Here is an 18362-nt window from a genome sequence, read left to right as displayed (position 1 = left end):
TCATATGAGGACAGGGCGCGCCCGGGGTCAAGAGGTCGCGGCGGACTCCGTGTCCGTGGCGGGCGGCAGACCCGACTGGCGGGCCGAGAGCGCGGAGTTGAAGCGGGTGAGCAGGGTGCAGAACGACTCGCGCTCCGCCGCCGTCCAGCCCTCCGTCACCTGCGCCATCAACTCGCGGCGCGAGGCGCGGACCTCCTCCAGGCGGGCCAGGCCGCGCGGGGAGAGCTGGAGCACGACCGCGCGCCCGTCCTCCGGGTGCGAGGTGCGCTTGACCAGGCCGGTGTCGACGAGCGGGGCGACCTGGCGGGTGACGGTGGACGAGTCGATGCCCATGCCGGCCGCGAGCGCCTTGACGCCCATCGGGCCTTCCTGGTCGAGCCGGTTCAGGAGCAGGTAGGCGGCGCGGTCCATCGAGTTGCGGAGCTGCCCGGTGCCGCCGAGGCGCGTCTGTTCGGCCCGGCGGGCGAAGACGGCCACCTGGTGCTGGAGGGCATCGAGGAGACCGGGGTCAAGCTCAGTCGTCATGTCCTGAGATGTGGGCATGGCTGTGGGGGCTCTCTCGTGCGGCGGTCGGTTGGTGGGGGACAGAGTACGCGGACCCGCCGGGGTGCGTACCTGTGCTGCGCAAACCGGTCGAGGCCGCCGCTCCCGGGCGGCCACGAGGCCCGTGAGCTGCGAGACTTGCTGTCATGAGCTTCCGTAGGCCAGACCCCTTGCACCCGTTGATCCTCGACGATGTCCGCGGGGCTCAGAAGATGCTGTCCGGGGTGGCCAGGGTGACCGCGATGGAAGGCAGCCGGTACCTGTCCTCGCTGGTGGGAGCGCCGGTCCACCTCAAGTGCGAGAACCTTCAACGAACCGGTTCGTTCAAGCTGCGCGGGGCGTACGTACGGATCGCCGGGCTGCGGCCGGAGCAGCGGGCGGCCGGAGTGGTCGCCGCGTCGGCGGGCAACCACGCGCAGGGCGTCGCGCTGGCCTCCGCGCTCCTCGGGGTGCACTCCACGGTCTTCATGCCCGTCGGCGCTCCGCTGCCGAAGGTCGCGGCGACCCGGGAGTACGGCGCCGAGGTGCGGATGCACGGCCATGTCGTGGACGAGACGCTGGCGGCGGCGGAGGAGTACGCGGCGGAGACCGGGGCGGTCTTCATCCACCCCTTCGACCACCCGGACATCATCGCGGGGCAGGGCACGGTGGGTCTCGAGATCCTGGAGCAGTGCCCGGAGGTCCGCACGATCCTCGTCGGGGTCGGCGGCGGCGGGCTCGCCGCCGGGATCGGGCTCGCGGTGAAGTCCGTGCGCCCCGACGTGAAGGTGATCGGGGTCCAGGCGGAGGGCGCGGCCGCCTATCCGCCGTCGCTGGCGGCCGGGCACCCGGTGGCGGTCGAGTCGCCGGCGACGATGGCCGACGGGATCAAGGTGGGGCGCCCCGGCGACGTGCCGTTCGCGCTGGTGCGGGAGTACGTGGACGGGATCCGTACGGTCTCCGAGGACGCGCTCTCCTCGGCGCTGCTGCTCTGCCTGGAACGGGCGAAGCTGGTGGTCGAGCCGGCCGGGGCGAGCCCGGTCGCGGCGCTGCTGAGCGACCCGACGGCGTTCCAGGGACCGGTGGTCGCGGTCCTTTCCGGCGGGAACGTGGACCCGCTCCTGATGCAGCGGATCCTGCGCCACGGCATGGCGGCGGGCGGCCGCTATCTGAGCCTGCGGCTGCGGGTGACGGACCGGCCGGGGGCGCTGGCGACGCTGCTCGCGGTGCTGACGGTGGTGGACGCGAACGTCCTCGACGTGAGCCATGTGCGCACCGACCCGCGGCTCGGTCTGACGGAGGCGGAGGTCGAACTGCACCTGGAGACCAAGGGTCCGGAGCACTGCCGCGAGGTGGAGGCGGCGCTGCAGGACGCCGGGTACGTGGTGCTGCCGTAGCGGAGGGGCGGGCGCGGGGGCGGGGGTGCTGCCGTGGCGGCGGGATGAGCGCGCGGGTTGTCCCCAGGTCTTGTGGTATCGCGATGTATCGCGTTAGCGTGTGCGCTCCGTCACGAATTCGCTGGGCGGCTCCCGCCCCGCATACCTAAGCTTGGGCGCAAACGCCCGAATCCCTGGGAGAACCCACATGCCAGGCGCGATCTACGCCGAAGGTCTGGTGAAGACCTTCGGCGACGTACGAGCACTGGACGGCGTGGACCTCGACGTCCCCGAGGGCACGGTCCTGGGCCTGCTCGGCCCGAACGGCGCGGGGAAGACGACCGCCGTGCGCGTCCTGACGACGCTGCTCCAGCCCGACAGCGGACGGGCCGAGGTCGCCGGAATCGACGTGCTCAAGCACCCCAACGAAGTCCGGCGCTCGATCGGCCTGTCCGGTCAGTTCGCGGCCGTCGACGAGTATCTGACCGGCCGTGAGAACCTCCAGATGGTCGGCCAGCTCTATCAGTTGAGCGCCAAGCAGGCGAAGGTCAGGGCGGGCGAACTGCTCGAACGCTTCAACCTCGCCGACGCCGCCGACCGCACGGCCAAGACGTACTCCGGCGGCATGCGCCGCCGCCTGGACCTCGCCGCCGCGCTCGTCGTCTCCCCGCCCGTGATGTTCATGGACGAGCCGACGACGGGCCTCGACCCGAGGAACCGGCAGCAGCTCTGGGAGGTCATCCAGGAACTGGTCGCGGGCGGCACGACCCTGCTCCTGACCACGCAGTACCTGGAGGAGGCCGACCACCTGGCCCACGACATCTGCGTCATCGACCGCGGCAAGGTCATCGCGCGTGGCACGTCGGACCAGCTCAAGGCCCAGACGGGCGGCGAGCGCGTCGAGGTCGTCGTGCACGAGCGGGGCATGATCCCGGCCGCCAGGGACGTCCTCGCGCGCTACGGCCTGGCGGGCGTCGGGCGCGGCGAGGTCGCCGTGGAGGACCACACCCGCAAGCTGACCGTCCCGGTCACCGGCGGCGCCAAGCTGCTCGCCGAGGTCATCCGCGACCTCGACGCGGTCGGCGTCGAGATCGACGACATCGGGCTGCGCCGGCCCACCCTCGACGACGTCTTCATCTCGCTGACCGGCCACGCGGCCGAACTCGACGAGGGCAACGGCGAGGACGGGGCCGACGGCCGGACCGCCGACGCCGCCCACGACCGCGAGCAGAGCCGGAAGGAAGGGGCGCGATGAGCACCATGAACGACTCGCTGGTCATCGCCCGGCGGAACCTGATCCGCATGACCAGGATCCCCGAGATGATCCTCTTCGGGCTGATCCAGCCGGTGATGTTCGTGGTCCTCTTCACGTACGTCTTCGGCGGCTCCATGCAGATCGGCAACAGCACCGACCCCGACGTCTACAAGAACTTCCTGATGGCGGGCATCTTCGCGCAGACCGTCACCTTCGCCACGGCCGGCGCGGGCGCGGGCATCGCGGACGACATGCACAAGGGCCTCATCGACCGCTTCCGCTCGCTGCCGATGGCACGGGGCGCGGTCCTGACCGGCCGCACCCTCGCCGACCTCGTGCAGACCGCGCTGACCCTGCTGGTCCTCGCGATCGTCGCCCTGCTCATCGGCTGGCGCCCCGGCTACGCGGAGCCGACCAACTTCGGCAAGGTCATGGCCGGCTTCGGCCTGCTGCTGCTCCTCGGCTATGCCTTCACCTGGATCGGCGCGCTCATCGGCCTCTCCGTCCGCACTCCCGAGGCGGCCACGTCCGGCGGCCTGATCTGGCTCTTCCCGGTCACGTTCATCTCGAACGCCTTCGTGGACTCCAGCAACCTCCCCGGCTGGCTCCAGCCCATCGCGGAGTGGAACCCCTTCAGCGCCACCGTCCAGGCATGCCGCACGCTCTTCGGCGACCCGGGCGTCTCACCGTCGGACGCCTGGCCGATGCAGTACCCGGTGTGGGCGTCGCTGATCTACTCGATCCTGATCGTCGCCATCTTCCGCACGCTCTCCGTCCGCAAGTACCGCCGCGCGGACGGCTGACGACACCGCTCGGCCGTCGAGGGCCCGGAGGGACTCTCCTCCGGGCCCTCGACGCGCTCAGGGCGCGTACCCGGAGACGACGACCCCGCCGGCGAGGGAGATGAAGACGGCGCCGCCCGCGACCACGGCACCGGAGGCGTACTCCCCGCCCTCGACGGCGCCCGACCCCTCGGGCACCTGGAAGATCCGCTCGTCCTCGCCGAGGGGAGTGTCCGGGGGATCGTTCACCGGCACCGAGACGACCTTGCTCTCCGAGACGGACAGCACCCGGTCGCCGCCGAACGCGATCCGCGAGGCCGGGACGTCCCGGCTCCACCGCTCGGCCCCCGTCCCGAGGTCGTACGTGGCGAGCCGTTCGCCGTCGGACAGCGCCACCACCCCCGCCGCGTTCACCGCCGGCGGGAGCGTCACCAGCATCCCCGTCCCGACGGTCCGCTCCCGCCGCAGGGTCCGGGCGTCGAGGACGTCGACGCCGTTCCGCCCCGACGGCGGACACAGGACCCTCCCGGCCGCGACGACGATCTGGAAGCAGCTGTCGAGCTCCCGCGCCCGGGCCGTCTCCTTGCCGGTACGCGCGTCCAGCGCCCGCACGGTGCCGTCCCCGGGCACGTACACCCGCCCGTCCGACACGACAGGGCCCTCGGGGAAGGCGTCGATCGGCGTCCGCCACTGTTCCTTCGGCTTCCCGCCCGCCAGATCGACCGCCGTCACCAGGCCGCCCGGCTTCTCCATGTCGGTGCTGTCCAGGTACGTCGTGTACAGCACGTCACCGCGCAGGTCCGTCCCCTTCACCTGGTACACGCCGCCGGGTGCGGGCAGCCGCGCCATCTCCTTGCCGTCGCGCAGCCGGTACCCGACCAGCCCGTCCTGCCCGGTCATCCAGGCGACGTCCCCGACGACCGCCGGGTACTGGGCGCCCGTCTGCAGCTCCGCGCCCCTCGACGGCTTCGTCCAGACCGTGCCGCCGTCGGCGGCGCGCAGGGCCACCGCCGAGCCGCCGTCGCCCGAGCAGACCAGGATCTCCGGGCCGAGCGCGCAGGGGCCGACGCCCGCCGGCACCTCGACCGCCCACGGCGACCAGCCGGCCGGGCGCGCGGTGGGGGCGAGCCCGTCCGTACCGAAGTCGCCCGCCCGCCCTTCGCCCCCGTAGGGCTGGACCACATGGTCGAGCGCGGCGGGCCGGGCGTTCGCCGTCGGCGTGCCACTGCCCCGCCCCGTGCCGTCGCTCGGCGTGGCCCCCGCCGAACCACCGGACCCGCCCTGACCGCCGTCCTGGTCGAACGCCACGACACCCACGGTCGCCACCACCGCCACGGCCACCGCCCCCGCCACGACGCGACCCCACGGGCGGCGACGCGGCTTCGACGACCCCTCGGACGACGCGGGGCCGTCGGGACGACGCCCCACCGCCGTGGGGGAGTACGGCACCACCGGGCCGATCGTCGGGAGGTCGGCCACCCCCGCGCCCGAGGCCGCCGCCTCACCGATCCGCCGCGCCGCATCCCCGTACTCCGCGAGCAGCGACAGCACCCCGCCCGGCCACGGGAACGCCGTGGGGACCTCCGCGCCGAGCAGCTCCACCAGCTCCGCCGCCGTCGGCCGCTCCGCCGGATCGAGCCGCAGACACCGCTCGAGGACCGGCCGCACCTCCTCCGGTACGCCGGACAGGTCGGCGTCCGCCCGGCTGATCCGGAAGATGACCGACGCCAACTCCTCGTCATGGAACGGCCCGCGCCCGCTCGCCGCGAACGCCAGCACCGCGCCCAGACAGAAGACGTCCGACGCCGGCACGACCGCCCGGCTCCCGACCAGATGCTCCGGCGCCATGAACCCCGGTGAACCCACCACGAGCCCCGTCGAGGTGAGCGCCGTCGCCTCGAAGGCCTGCGCGATGCCGAAGTCGATCAGCTTGGGCCCGGAGGCACCCAGCAGGACGTTCGCCGGCTTCAGGTCCCGGTGCATCACCTGCGCGGTGTGCACGGCGTCCAGCGCCCGCGCGAGCGCCGCGCCCAGCGCCCGTACCGCCGCGACGGGCAGCGCCCCGGACCGGACGACGGCCTCGGCGAGCGAGGGCCCGGGCACGTACTCGGTCGCCAGCCACGGCACGGCGGCGTCGGCGTCCGCCTCGACGAGCAGCGCCGCGTACGGACTGCTGACCGCCCGCGCGGCGGTGATCTCCCGCCGGAACCGGGTCCGGAAGTCCCCGTCGACCTCCAGGTCCTCCCGGACGGTCTTCACGGCGACCATCCGGTACGGATCAGCCGTCGGCTCGTCCGCCCGGCACGCCAGATGGACCTCGCCCATGCCGCCCGCGCCCAGCCGGGCGAGCAGCCGATACGGGCCGACGAGGCGCGGCGGCTGCCCGGAGGGCAGTGCTTCCAGCACCGAACACGTCCTTTCCGTAGGTCACTCGGGAAGCTCGACCGAGGAGACGACGCCCTGGTCGTGGACGATGTGGGCGATCCCACCGATGACCAGCACCTCGGGGGCCCTGATCATGTCGGCGTAGACGGACGCCTCGTCCCTCCCCGGGGTGCGCGGTCCCGGTGCCCCGGGGACCGGTCGCACGTCGAGCCCGGAGGGCTTGCCGTCCGTGCCGATCCGGACGGTGTAGAGCGAGGTGTAGTCGGCGTACACGACCTGGTCGCCGGCCAACAGAGGCGCGGACCGCGCCTGCTTCCGCCCCGCCGGGGCGGCCTTGGCCGCGTACTGCCCCAGCCGCTGCCCGGTCTTCGCGTCGTGCACGGACACACCCTTCTCGTCCGCGGTGACGACCGTCCGGGAGTCCATGGCCACGGCGTCCAGCGCCGCCACCGGAGCGGGCAGCGCGGCCCTCGGCGCGAGGGTGGCCGCGTCCATGACACGCAGCACTGTCCGCACGAACTCACCCCTGCTGTCGTACTCGGCATCGGTGCAGTACGCGACGGCGCCGAGGACCTTCACGGCCGCGCAGCCCGCGCCCTCCTTCGCCACCTGCCCCAGCAGCGAGCCGCTCTTCGCGTCGTACGCCACGATTCCGGCGTCGCTCAGCGCGTACACCCGGCCCTGCGCGAAGGCCACGGCGTCGAAGGAGCGGAACTGCGCGCGGGAGAGGGACGCGTTGGTCAGCGACCTGGTCCACAGCTGACGGCCGTCGGCCAGGGAGAACGCGCTCAGGAAGACCATGGTCCTGCCTGTGGCCTCCTCCGTGGTGGAACGGGTCGTGGCGAAGACCACGCCGTCGCCCACGAGCGGCCGGCTGTGCTGGTCCTGGGACCCCCAGGCCTTCTCCTCCCAGCGGACCTTCCCGCTCCGCGCCTCCCGCACCTGGACCTTGTCGCCGGAGGTGAGGACCACGGCGGAGCCGTGGACCATCGGGCGCGCGGTCGCCCCGGCGATGAAGATCCCGCCCGTGGGTCCTATGAAGCTGTCGTTGTCGCGCGGGTCGGGCACGAGGTCCGCGTTCCACAGCTGCTCGCCGCTCGCGGGGTCCAGCGCCTCGTACCGCCCGTCCACCGTCCGGCACACCACCACCGACTCCCCGGCCGAGCAGCCGAACGCCGGGGCCGTCAGCTTCGCCTGCCACGGCTTCCACCCCGCAGGCCGCTGCGCCGCGTTCTGCGGGACGACTCCGGAGGCGTCGGCCAGGCCCCGGTCGTCCACACCGGCGACCTTCGGGACGGCCGGGCCGGGCGCCGCCTTCGCCGGCGGGGCCGTCTTCTCGTTCTCCGGCCACAGCAGGTACGTGCCCACACCGGCACCGAGCACGGCGAGCGCCACGGCCCCCGCGATCAGCCGCCGCCGCCGCTCGCGGCGCGGGGCGTCGGGCGTCCCGGAGGGCGCCACCGGCGCCAATGGCGCCATCGTCGGCAGCTGGTCCGTCCCGGGTGCCACCGCCTGGGCCGGCCCCGCCGCCGGTACCTCCAGCAGCGGCCCGCCCGACGCCACCAGCTGGGCCAGCTCCCGCCCGTACTCGCCGATGTGCTCCCGTACGCTCTCCGGCCACGCCGGCCGGCGCTCCCCGCCGAGGAGCTCCGCCAGCTCGGCCGGGGAGGGCCGCTCCGCCGGGAGCGGGCTCAGGCACCGCTCCAGTACCGGCCGCAGCTCGTCCGGGACGCGGCTCAGGTCGGCCTCCGCCTGGGAGACGCGGTACAGGACGGCCGCCAGCGGGCCCTCGCCGAAGGGGTCCTCGCCGGTCGCCGCGTAGCAGAGCAGCGAGCCCAGGCAGAAGACGTCCGAGGCCCCCGTGACGTGCCGCGCGCCCGACACGTGCTCGGGCGACATGAAGGCGGGGGTGCCGACCATCACGCCGGTCGCGGTCATCGTCGTGGCGCCGGTGCTGCGCGCGATGCCGAAGTCGATCAGACGCGGGCCGTCCACGGCCAGCATGACGTTGCCCGGTTTGAGGTCGCGGTGCAGGACCCCGGCGGCGTGCAGGTCCGCGAGCGCCCGGGCGATCCCGGCGCCCATCTCCCGCACCGTCGCCACCGGCAGCGCCCCGCCCCGCCGCACGGCCTGCGACAGGCTCGGCCCGGGAACGTACGCGGTCGCCAGCCACGGCACCTCGGCGTCCGCGTCCCCGCCCTCCGGCGCGGCGGCGTACGTGCTCCGCACGAGCCCGGCGACCTTGATCTCGCGGCGGAAGCGGTCCCGGAAGGCGGGCTCGTTCGCCACGTCGCGCCGTACGGTCTTCACGGCGACGAAGGTGCCCTCGCGATCCGCCCGGCCCAGGAACACCTCGCCCATGCCGCCGGCCCCGAGCCGCGCCAGCAGCTCGTACGGTCCGATCCGGCGCGGCGTACCCGCGCGCAACGGTCCCAGCACGTCTCATCCCCCCTTGTGACGTGACGTCAGCCCGCATCATGACATGGACCGCACAGCGAAGGGCCGGACCCCGACGGGGTCCGGCCCTGATCGATTCTGCGGCTCAGCCGGTGTACGGCTTGGCGCTGAGGATCTTCACCGCGGCCTTCCTGCCGTTCGGCAGTTCGTACTCGGCGTCCTCGCCGACCTTCTTGCCGTTCACGCCCACGCCGAGCGGGGACTGCGGCGAGTACGTCTCGATGTCGCTGCTCGCGTACTCGCGCGAGGCGAGGAGGAAGGTCACCGTGTCGTCCTCGTCACCGTCGAAGGCGATCGTCACGACCATGCCGGGGGCGACGACGCCCTCGTCGGCCGGAGCCTCGCCGACCTTGGCGTGCTCCAGGAGCTGGGTCAGCTGGCGGACCCGGAGCTCCTGCTTGCCCTGCTCCTCCTTGGCCGCGTGGTACCCGCCGTTCTCGCGCAGGTCGCCCTCCTCGCGCGCCGCGGCGATCTTGCCGGCGATCTCGGTTCGCGCGGGACCAGACAGGTACTCCAGCTCGGCCTTCAGCTGGTTGTACGCCTCCTGGGTGAGCCAGGTGACGTTGTCGCTGGTCTGGGTCACAGGTGCTCCTCGTAGGTACTGGGAATACAAAGCATCGCCCTACCCAGAAGGATTGTCCTTCCTGGGTGGGCGAAACCACGAGCCTAACAATGAGTGGCGAAAAGGGGGAGGACATACACCGTAAAGATGGCGTCACTCCTGGTCAGCGCCGGAACCACGGCCCGGCCGGCCCGGCGCGCCATCGGGTCTCTACCCACCGCTACCCGGCGGTACACCCGATGAGCTCGGCGCTGGTCGCCCGCGCGGTCGTCCGGATGGAGACGACGGTGTCGATCCGGCCCTCGGCCTGGTCGAAGCGGACGTCCTTGCGGCCCACCTCGGCCCCGTCCTCGGAGCGCGAGCGCAGCGTGCAGACGCCCTGGGCGTCGACGTCCTTGCGCACCTCCAGGTGCAGCTGCACCTCGGTGTCGCTCACCACGTCGAACTTGATCGTCTCCGCGCTGATCCGGCTGTCGACGACGTAGTGCCAGCCGAACCAGCCCATCAGCCCGAGGAACAGCACACCGAGCACGGCGCCGGCGATCTTGAGCTTGCGGTCGGCGCGCTCGTCCGCGGAACGCCCGTAGCGCCCCTCGGGCAGCCGCTCTCGCACCGCGCTCATGATCGTTCCTCTCGCCGCGGGGGTGGGAATTTTCGGCCCCCCGGTTCCGTCACTATAGAGACCTCCCTCCACGCCCCATCACAGAGGATCGAGCCTTGACTGAGCAGCTGCGACTGATGGCCGTTCACGCCCACCCCGACGACGAGTCGAGCAAGGGCGCGGCGACCATGGCCAAGTACGTGTCCGAGGGGGTGGACGTGCTCGTGGTCACGTGCACGGGCGGCGAGCGCGGCTCCGTCCTCAACCCGAAGCTCCAGGGCGACGCCTACATCGAGGCCAACATCCACGAGGTGCGCCGCAAGGAGATGGACGAGGCCCGGGAGATCCTGGGCGTCAAGCAGGAGTGGCTGGGCTTCGTCGACTCCGGCCTGCCGGAGGGCGACCCGCTGCCCCCGCTGCCCGAGGGCTGTTTCGCCCTGGAGGACGTCGACACGGCCGCGGGCGAGCTGGTCCGCAAGATCCGCGCCTTCCGTCCGCAGGTCATCACGACCTACGACGAGAACGGCGGGTACCCGCACCCCGACCACATCATGACCCACAAGATCACGATGGTGGCCTTCGACGGCGCCGCGGACACCGAGAAGTACCCGGAGGCCGAGTTCGGCCCCGCGTTCCAGCCGCAGAAGGTCTACTACAACCAGGGCTTCAACCGCCCCCGCACCGAGGCCCTGCACCAGGCGCTCCTCGACCGGGGCCTGGAGTCGCCGTACGGCGAGTGGCTGGAGCGCTGGAAGGAGTTCGAGCGCAAGGAGCGCACGATCACCTCGTTCGTGCCGTGCGCGGAGTTCTTCGAGATCCGGGACAAGGCCCTGATCGCGCACCGTACGCAGATCGACCCGGACGGTGGCTGGTTCCGCGTCCCGATGGAGATCCAGAAGGAGGTCTGGCCGACGGAGGAGTACGAGCTCAGCAAGTCGCTGGTGCCCACCTCCCTCCCCGAGGACGACCTCTTCGCGGGCATCCGCGACAATGCCTGACATGAGCGCACACCTGGCACTGACCCAGCTTGTCCCCTTCGCCGCCGAAGAGCTGGACAAGAACAAGGTGACCCCCGGCGTCCTCGGCTTCGTCGTCTTCGCCGTGATGGCGGTCGCCGTCTGGATGCTGATGAAGTCCATGAACCGCCACATGGGCAAGGTCACCTTCGAGGAGGCCCCGGACCCGAAGGCGACGCCGGCGGCCTCGAAGGCCACCGCGCAGGAGTAGCCCCGACCGTCCGTCGCGGGCTCCCCCCGGGGAGCCCGCGCCTCGGCGACCCCGAGGGCAACCTGAGCCGTCCCCGGCCGCCCCCGCGGGCCGCCCCCGCCTCGACCCGAGCCGTCCCCGGCCGCCCCCGCGGGCCGCCCCACCTCACCCCACCTCCACCGGCACCCCCATCACCTCGCGTGCGTGCCGGGTCGGGACCATGTTCAGCTGCCAGGCCTGCCAGCCCGCCTCCAGCTGGACGCCCCGCTCCAGGACCAGCGCGTACGCCTCCGCGCAGTCCTCCACCTTGCCGTCCCGCGTCGGATGGCGGTCCCCGACCAGCTGCGCCAGCTCCTCCTGGGCCACCACCGTGCCCACCTCCACACCGCCCGGCGAGGCGTACGGCAGCAGCGTGCAGCGCAGGAACCGGGCCCAGTCGGCGCCCCGCCGGTCGTCGTACGACAGGAACATCCGCTCCGACTCCGCGCACAGCTCCAGGGCCTGCGCGGTCCTGCCGTTCCCGGCGTCCACGATCGCCAGCTCCAGGCACGTCCACGCCTCGCCGTGGGCCACGCCGATGCGGTGGAAGTCCGCCCGCGCGTCCACCAGGAGCTGCCGGGCGAAGCCGGAGTTGCGCAGGTTGCCGGTCTGGGCCGCCCGCTGGTCACGGGTGACGCGCCCCGAGTGGTGTCGGGCGCACGCCAGCCCGTACACGTCCCGCATCCGGGAGAACATCGTGCGCGCCCGCTCCAGCTCCCGTACCGCCTGGTCCAGGTCCCCGCGCTCCTCCAGGGCGTGTCCCAGGTAGTACAGCGTCCAGGCCTCGCCCCGGGCGTCCTCCTGCTCGCGGTGGCGGGCGAGCGCCTGGCGCAGGCCGTCGACCGCCGGTGCCACCTCGCCCTCGACGAGCCGGGCGCGGGCCAGCTGCGTCAGCGCCCACGCCTCACCGCGCCCGTCCCGGGTCCGGCCGTACAGGTCCAGGGCCGCCCGCAGCTCGGCGCCGGCCCGCTCCGCGTCGCCCCTGCGCAGACAGACCTGGCCCAGCTGGAAGTGCGCCCAGGCCTCGCCGTGCAGGGACTCGTTCTCCCGGTGCAGCTCCAGCGCCCCCCGCAGCAGCGACAGCGCCTCGGACAGGTTCGCCCGGTCCCGCTCGACCGCCGCGAGGGCGTGCATCGTCCAGCCCCGGTCGGCGGCGAGCGACTCCGGCTCCTGGAGCGCGAGCGCCTCCCGCAGCTTGGCCGAGGCCTCCACGAGGTTGCCCTGGTGGTGCAGGGTGATCCCGAGCGAGCAGAGCGCCAGCGCCGCCCCCGCGTCCTGGTGCGCCTCCTGGTAGAGCGAGACCACCGAGGTCAGCGTGGTGCGCGCCTTGTCGAGCTCGCCGAGCTGCCGGGCGGCGATACCGGTGCGCCACTGCACCGAACGGGACAGCAGCCCCTGTCCGACCGCGTCCGTCAGCTCGTTGATCTCGCCCAGCCGGTAGAGGTCGCCGCGCAGCAGGCAGTAGTCGCAGAGCGCGCCGAGCAGGTTCAGCACGGCCTGCTGGTCGACTCCCTCGGCGTGCCGCAGCGCCGAGGTGATGAAGCTCGACTCGTCGTCCAGCCAGCGCAGCGCCGCGTCCAGGGAGCCGAAGCCGTGCCCGTCGAACCGGTTCGCGCGCGTCGACATCTTGCCGTCGACCATCCGGATCACCGCGTCCGCGAGCTCCGCGTAGTTCCGGATCAGCCGCTCCTGCGCCGCCGCGATCGCCGCCGCGTCCTCCTCGTCCCTCAGCCGGGCCGCCGCGAACCCCCGCACCGCGTCGTGCAGCCGGTACCGCTCGCCCCGCACATGGTCCAGGAGCCCGGCCCGGGACAGCTCCGCGAGCAGCCGCGCCCCCTCCTGCCCGCTCGCGCCCAGCAGCGCCCCGGCCGCCGCCGCCCCCAGCGAGGCCCGCCCGGCGAGCGCGAGCCGCCGCAGCAGCCGCCGGCCGTCCTCGTCGAGATCGGTGAAGTACCGTACGGAAAGGGCGCGTTCCAGCGGTCCGTCACCCCAGCCGGGCCGGCCGAGCAGCCCCGCGAGCTCGCTCATCGAGCGACCGCCCAGCGAGGAACCCGCGACCCGCAGCGCCAGCGGCAGCCCGCCGCACAGCTCCCGGATCTCCGCGCACGCCTCGGAGTCGTACGGCCCGGGTTCCGGCGCCTGCGCCGCCTCCCGCAGCAGCTCCTCCGCGCCCGCCGCGTCCAGCGCCGCCACCGGCAGCGCGTGCACCGCGGCCGGCACCTCCGCGCCCAGGTCCAGCGGCTCCCGGCAGGTGACCAGGACCAGACTGTCCGAGCGCTCGGGCAGCAGCGTCCGGACCTGCTCCGCCTCCACCGCGTCGTCCAGGATCACCGTCACCGGCAGCCCGGTCAGATGCTGGTGGTACAACTCACCCAGCCTGCGCACCTGTTGCTCCGCCGACGACCGCTCGCGGAAGAGCAGCTGCTCGCGCGGCGCACCCAGCCGGTTCAGCAGGTGCAGCAGCGCCTCCCGGGTCGACAGCGGCTTCTCGCCGCGCGTCCCGCCCCGCAGGTCCACCACGCACGCCCCGCGGAACTGGTCCCGCAGCGCGTGCGCCGCCCGGACCGCGAGCGTCGTGCGGCCCGCGCCCTGCTCGCCGTGGAGCATCACCACCGTCGGCCGGGTCAGCGTCGACGCCCGGCCCGCCTGCACCCACTGGGTGATCTGCGCCAGCTCGGCCCGCCGCCCGGTGAACGGTCCGCCCGGGTCCGGCAGATGGCCGAAGGACTGCTCCAGGACCGTCCGCCGGCGGGCCGCCGCGCTGCGGTCGGCGCCCCGCAGCTGGGACACCACCTTCTTGGCCGGTTGCTGGGCCGTCGCGAGCAGCACCCGCTGCTGGTCGAGGAACGGCCGTACACCCCGTACGTCCAGCGCCGTCAGCCACTGGAGCCGCAGCTGCTCGGACCCGCCGGGCTGGCCGAGCGCGCCCGCCCTGCGGTGGGCGGCGGGCCAGTGCCCGGCGGTCACCTTCAGGACGGTCGCCGCCGCGCCCGCCACCGCGACCACGGCCCCGGCGCCCAGCGCCGTGCCGGCCGCCGTGCCGAGGGCCAGGTCCGCCCCGAAGGCGGCGGTCGCCGCGACAGCGGTGACCAGCGCGGGAGTTCCCACCGTCGCCCTGCTGAAGCGGTCCCCCAGGGACCGCTGCCCGGCCTCCGACTCCTCCAGGGCCCGCAGATAGGCCGCGTACTCCTCGCCCGCACTCGCCGCCATGGTGTCCAGCGCGGCCCGGCCGCGTGCCAGCAGGGCCGTCGCGTCGGTACGGCCCCCGGAGCGCCGCACCTCCTCCTCCACGGCGCGTGCCAACAGCCGTTCGGCTTCGGCCCGGTGGCTGTCCCGCATGTGCGTCCCCCTCCGAGAGCTTCCGCTTGCGGCCCCAAGTGTGCTGCGGGACGCGCGTCGGCGCGAGGGAGCGGGGCCCGCGACCTCCCGAACGCCTGCCCCTCGACACCGCGTCCGATGGCGTTCATCTGCCGAATAGCGCGTCCGAGTGACCTCCCGGAACCAATCCATTTTCGGGCAGTTGATCAGCGTGCTTCGGCTAACGGAGCGTTCCAGGGCCCTCGAGCTCAAGAAGGAAGACTCGTGATCAAGAAGGTTCTCGCTACGGCGGCAGTTGCGGCTTCGGTCGTCGGTGTGACGGCGACCGCCGCTTCCGCGGCCGGCAACGACGGCGGCAGCGCCAACATCATCGGCAACACGTCGAAGCAGTCGATCGGCAGCAACTCCACCGGTGGTTACATGAGCCCGAACTTCGGCCTCATCAACGGTGGTGTCCTGCACTGCTTCGACATCCAGAAGATCCAGGCGCAGGTCCCGGTCGGCGTCATCGCCGTCCCGGTCGCCGTCCAGGACGTCCTCGGCAACCCGATGGCGAACCAGACCTGCACCCAGAACTCCGTGCAGCAGAAGGGCGACGACGCCCTCTCGCACATCCTGGGCGAGGTCCTCTCCCAGAACGGGAACGTCGGCGGCTGACTCCGACCGCGCCGTTGAGGCGGCCCCGTTCCTCGCATTCGACCTGCGAGGAACGGGGCCGTCTCGCGTCTCCACCATGACTGCCCCGTTCGCGCGCCGCCACCCGTGGCGTACGACCGGGGCCTTGTCACGTGCGCGAGGATGGAGGCATGCCGAACAGACTGGCCCATGAGACGTCCCCCTATCTCCTCCAGCACGCGGACAACCCGGTCGACTGGTGGCCGTGGTCGGCCGAGGCCTTCGAGGAGGCGCGCCGCCGCGACGTTCCCGTGCTGCTCAGCGTCGGCTACAGCAGCTGCCACTGGTGCCATGTGATGGCGCACGAGTCCTTCGAGGACGAGACGACCGCGGCCCACGTCAACGAGCACTTCGTCGCCGTCAAGGTCGACCGCGAGGAGCGCCCCGACGTCGACGCCGTCTACATGGAGGCCGTCCAGGCGGCGACCGGTCAGGGCGGCTGGCCGATGACCGTCTTCCTCACCCCGGACGCGGAGCCCTTCTACTTCGGTACGTACTTCCCGCCCGAGTCCCGGCACGGCATGCCCTCCTTCGGCGACGTCCTCGACGGGGTGGCCCGGGCGTGGACCGAGCGGCGCGACGAGGTCGGCGAGGTCGCCGGGAAGATCGTCAAGGACCTCTCCGCCCGCTCCCTCGCCTTCGGCGGCGACGGCGTGCCCGGCGAGGAGGAGCTCGCGCAGGCGCTGCTCGGCCTGGTCCGCGAGTACGACAGCCGCAGCGGCGGCTTCGGCGGGGCGCCCAAGTTCCCGCCGTCGATGGCGCTGGAGTTCCTGCTCCGCCACCACGCCCGCACGGAGGCCGAGGGCGCGCTCCAGATGGCCGCCGACACCTGCGAGGCGATGGCCAGGGGCGGGATCTACGACCAGCTCGGCGGCGGCTTCGCCCGGTACGCGGTGGACCGTGCCTGGGTCGTCCCGCACTTCGAGAAGATGCTCTACGACAACGCCCTGCTGTGCCGGGTGTACGCGCACCTGTGGCGGACCACCGGCAGCGACCTGGCCCGCCGGGTCGCCCTGGAGACGGCCGACTTCATGGTCCGCGAACTGCGCACCCCCGAGGGCGGTTTCGCCTCCGCGCTCGACGCGGACTCGGACGACGGCACGGGGCGCCATGTCGAGGGCGCGTACTACGTCTGGACGCCGGAGCAGCTGACCGAGGTGCTCGGCGAGGAGGACGGGGAGTACGCGGCGCGGTACTTCGGGGTCACGCCCGAGGGCACCTTCGAGGAGGGCGCCTCGGTCCTCCAGCTCCCGCAGGACGCCGGTGTCGCCGACGCCGGTCGCATCGCCTCGATCAAGGAACGGCTGCTCGCCGCCCGCGACGGGCGTGCGCGGCCCGGCCGCGACGACAAGGTCGTCGCCGCCTGGAACGGCCTCGCGATCGCGGCGCTCGCCGAGACCGGCGCCTTCTTCGACCGGCCCGACCTCGTCGAGCGCGCCACGGAGGCCGCCGACCTGCTCGTACGGCTCCACATGGGCGAGGGCGCGCGGCTCTTCCGTACCTCCAAGGACGGCAGGGCCGGGGCGAACGCCGGGGTCCTGGAGGACTACGCCGACGTCTCCGAGGGCTTCCTCGCCCTCGCCGGGGTGACCGGCGAGGGCGTCTGGCTGGAGTTCGCGGGCTTCCTGCTCGACATCGTCCTCGACCAGTTCGTCGCCGAGGGCGGCGCGCTCTACGACACGGCCCACGACGCCGAGGCGCTGATCCGCCGCCCCCAGGACCCCACCGACAACGCCACCCCGTCCGGCTGGACCGCCGCCGCCGGCGCCCTCCTCTCGTACGCCGCCCACACCGGCTCCGAGGCGCACCGCACCGCCGCCGAGGGGGCGCTCGGCGTGGTCAAGGCACTCGGTCCGCGCGCGCCCCGGTTCATCGGCTGGGGCCTGGCCACGGCGGAGGCGCTGCTCGACGGGCCGCGCGAGATCGCGGTGGTCGGCCCCTCCGACGACGACGGTCCGGCCCGGGGGCTGCACCGCACCGCGCTGCTCGGCCAGGCGCCCGGCGCCGTGGTCGCCTACGGCGCCCCGGACAGCGAGGAGTTCCCGCTGCTCAAGGACCGGCCGCTGGTCGCCGGGGGCGCGGCCGCGTACGTCTGCCGTCACTTCACCTGCGACGCGCCGACGACGGACCCGGCCGACCTGGCCCGCTCGCTCTCCCGCTGACCGGCCTACGGACAGACCAGGGAGGCGCCTCCGACCGGCCGGTACTCGCCAAGTCCCAGCGGGATCGCACTCGTGGGCACCGGGCGGGCCGGCGGCAGTGGCCGGTCGGAGCGCAGCGCCTCGAACACCTCCGCCGCGTGCTCCTCGTCCCAGCCGACGGTGGAACCGACGCCCCCGACGGTCGGGTTGAAGTGGCTCACCGGCACGGTCGCGAACTCCGTCGCGGCCGGGTCGAGGTCCCTCAGCCGGGCGACGAGCAGGAGCATCTCGGTCACGGAGAGGGAGCGTTCGACCGGTGCCGTGCCACGGAGCGTGGACGCGAGCCGCCAGAGTCCGGTCGGGTCGGCGAAGAGGTCGCCCCGGATCGTCCGCCACATGTTGGCGACGAACCTCTGCTGCTTCCGCATCCGCCCGAAGTCCATCTTCCCGTCGCGCCGCGACCGTACGTACTGCAGCGCCTCGCCGCCCTCGACCCGCTTGGTGCCCGGCGCCAGGTCGATCCCCGTGACGGGGTCCTTGAGCGGCTCCGTCGTGCAGATCGGCACCCCGCCGTCGACGCGGTCGACCGTGTCGACGAAGCGCCGGAAGTCGAGCTCCAGATAGCGGTGGACGGGCGTGCCCGTCATCCGCTCGACGGCCTCGATGGTGAAGGCGGCTCCGCCTTCCGAGTGAGCCGCGTTGATCTTCGCGGCGTGCGGGGCGTGCGTCTTCCCGGTCCGCCGGTCGACGTGCTCGTCGGGGAAGGCCGTGAGCGAGTCGCGGGGCAGACTGACCACACTGACCCGGTCGTCGGCGGCGGAGACGTGCACCAGCATCATCACGTCGGTGCAGTCGCAGCCCTTCCCGCCGGCCTTGAACCGCTGCAACTCGTCGGCCGACAGCCCCGCCCGGCTGTCCACGCCGACCACCAGGACGGTGAGCCCGTCCTTGGGGGAGGGCAGCGCCGGAGCGGCTCCGGCCAGCGCACCGGAGCCGAGGGCGACGAGCGCCAACGAGGCGAGAAACGTTTTTCTGACACGCAC

General features: G+C 73.2%; 14 protein-coding genes. 7 read left to right on the top strand and 7 right to left on the bottom strand.

Annotation, left to right across the window (positions count from 1 at the left end; translation table 11 throughout):
• Positions 1-27 precede the first annotated feature (27 nt).
• Positions 28-543 carry a MarR family winged helix-turn-helix transcriptional regulator gene (locus tag ACIPPS_RS04125; RefSeq protein WP_260229209.1) on the bottom strand — a complete coding sequence of 172 codons (516 nt, stop codon included), beginning with the start codon at positions 541-543 and terminating at the stop codon, positions 28-30.
• Between the two features lie 146 nt (positions 544-689).
• Between ACIPPS_RS04125 and ilvA the strand changes: the two genes are divergently transcribed.
• The 3 genes from ilvA to ACIPPS_RS04110 all read left to right on the top strand — a co-directional run bounded on the left by ilvA (position 690) and on the right by ACIPPS_RS04110 (position 3956).
• On the top strand, positions 690-1919 hold the full coding sequence (gene ilvA / locus ACIPPS_RS04120) for a threonine ammonia-lyase (RefSeq protein WP_401426542.1): 1230 nt from the start codon (positions 690-692) through the stop codon (positions 1917-1919).
• A 187-nt stretch (positions 1920-2106) separates the two neighbouring features.
• Positions 2107-3153 (top strand): ATP-binding cassette domain-containing protein, encoded by a 1047-nt coding sequence (locus tag ACIPPS_RS04115; RefSeq protein ID WP_401426540.1) that lies wholly within the window; start codon positions 2107-2109, stop codon positions 3151-3153.
• Complete coding sequence (locus ACIPPS_RS04110) at positions 3150-3956, top strand: ABC transporter permease (protein ID WP_401426537.1); 807 nt, start codon at positions 3150-3152, stop codon at positions 3954-3956. Before ACIPPS_RS04115 ends, ACIPPS_RS04110 begins: the two co-directional genes overlap by 4 nt.
• Positions 3957-4013: 57 nt before the next feature.
• Here the strand turns inward: ACIPPS_RS04110 and ACIPPS_RS04105 are convergent, their stop codons facing one another.
• The 4 genes from ACIPPS_RS04105 to ACIPPS_RS04090 form a co-directional block, all read right to left on the bottom strand.
• Positions 4014-6341 (bottom strand): protein kinase, encoded by a 2328-nt coding sequence (locus ACIPPS_RS04105; RefSeq protein WP_401426534.1) that lies wholly within the window; start codon positions 6339-6341, stop codon positions 4014-4016.
• A gap of 21 nt (positions 6342-6362) precedes the next feature.
• Positions 6363-8759, bottom strand: coding sequence for a PQQ-binding-like beta-propeller repeat protein (locus ACIPPS_RS04100; RefSeq protein ID WP_401426531.1), 2397 nt, complete (start codon positions 8757-8759; stop codon positions 6363-6365).
• A gap of 103 nt (positions 8760-8862) precedes the next feature.
• Entirely contained in the window at positions 8863-9360 is a 498-nt protein-coding gene (gene greA / locus ACIPPS_RS04095; protein ID WP_401426528.1) for a transcription elongation factor GreA, read from the bottom strand.
• Positions 9361-9559: 199 nt separating this feature from the next.
• A complete protein-coding gene (locus ACIPPS_RS04090; protein ID WP_401426525.1) occupies positions 9560-9961 on the bottom strand; it encodes a DUF4307 domain-containing protein in 402 nt (133 codons plus the stop codon).
• Positions 9962-10056: 95 nt separating this feature from the next.
• Between ACIPPS_RS04090 and mca the strand changes: the two genes are divergently transcribed.
• Together mca and ACIPPS_RS04080 are read left to right on the top strand one after the other, a co-directional pair.
• The gene (mca, locus tag ACIPPS_RS04085; RefSeq protein ID WP_401426522.1) at positions 10057-10938 is read left to right on the top strand and encodes a mycothiol conjugate amidase Mca; all 882 of its coding nucleotides are present in this window, start codon (positions 10057-10059) and stop codon (positions 10936-10938) included.
• The gene (locus tag ACIPPS_RS04080; protein WP_401426519.1) at positions 10931-11167 is read left to right on the top strand and encodes a hypothetical protein; all 237 of its coding nucleotides are present in this window, start codon (positions 10931-10933) and stop codon (positions 11165-11167) included. Before mca ends, ACIPPS_RS04080 begins: the two co-directional genes overlap by 8 nt.
• 144 nt (positions 11168-11311) lie before the next feature.
• On the opposite strand, the gene ACIPPS_RS04075 is transcribed toward ACIPPS_RS04080, so the two are convergent.
• The gene (locus ACIPPS_RS04075) at positions 11312-14524 is read right to left on the bottom strand and encodes a tetratricopeptide repeat protein (RefSeq protein ID WP_401426516.1); all 3213 of its coding nucleotides are present in this window, start codon (positions 14522-14524) and stop codon (positions 11312-11314) included.
• A gap of 243 nt (positions 14525-14767) precedes the next feature.
• On the opposite strand from ACIPPS_RS04075, the gene ACIPPS_RS04070 reads away from it, so the two are divergent.
• Both ACIPPS_RS04070 and ACIPPS_RS04065 read left to right on the top strand, forming a co-directional pair.
• Positions 14768-15160, top strand: a complete 393-nt coding sequence (locus ACIPPS_RS04070; protein ID WP_383171248.1) for a rodlin — start codon at positions 14768-14770, stop codon at positions 15158-15160.
• Positions 15161-15309: 149 nt separating this feature from the next.
• Entirely contained in the window at positions 15310-17340 is a 2031-nt protein-coding gene (locus tag ACIPPS_RS04065; protein WP_401426512.1) for a thioredoxin domain-containing protein, read from the top strand.
• Between the two features lie 5 nt (positions 17341-17345).
• On the opposite strand, the gene ACIPPS_RS04060 is transcribed toward ACIPPS_RS04065, so the two are convergent.
• Complete coding sequence (locus ACIPPS_RS04060) at positions 17346-18362, bottom strand: LCP family protein (RefSeq protein WP_401426509.1); 1017 nt, start codon at positions 18360-18362, stop codon at positions 17346-17348.

Origin of the sequence: Streptomyces sp. NPDC090127, from assembly GCF_044746945.1 — a bacterium.
In the GTDB taxonomy this organism is placed as follows: domain Bacteria; phylum Actinomycetota; class Actinomycetes; order Streptomycetales; family Streptomycetaceae; genus Streptomyces.
This window is presented reverse-complemented; position numbering and strand designations above follow the sequence as displayed.

Coding starts and splice junctions, on each gene's coding strand:
- ACIPPS_RS04125 (WP_260229209.1), bottom strand. CDS start 543: ATGCCCACATCTCAGGACATGACGACTGAGCTTGACCCCGGTCTCCTC.
- ilvA (WP_401426542.1), top strand. CDS start 690: ATGAGCTTCCGTAGGCCAGACCCCTTGCACCCGTTGATCCTCGACGAT.
- ACIPPS_RS04115 (WP_401426540.1), top strand. CDS start 2,107: ATGCCAGGCGCGATCTACGCCGAAGGTCTGGTGAAGACCTTCGGCGAC.
- ACIPPS_RS04110 (WP_401426537.1), top strand. CDS start 3,150: ATGAGCACCATGAACGACTCGCTGGTCATCGCCCGGCGGAACCTGATC.
- ACIPPS_RS04090 (WP_401426525.1), bottom strand. CDS start 9,961: ATGAGCGCGGTGCGAGAGCGGCTGCCCGAGGGGCGCTACGGGCGTTCC.
- ACIPPS_RS04080 (WP_401426519.1), top strand. CDS start 10,931: ATGCCTGACATGAGCGCACACCTGGCACTGACCCAGCTTGTCCCCTTC.
- ACIPPS_RS04075 (WP_401426516.1), bottom strand. CDS start 14,524: ATGCGGGACAGCCACCGGGCCGAAGCCGAACGGCTGTTGGCACGCGCC.
- ACIPPS_RS04065 (WP_401426512.1), top strand. CDS start 15,310: ATGCCGAACAGACTGGCCCATGAGACGTCCCCCTATCTCCTCCAGCAC.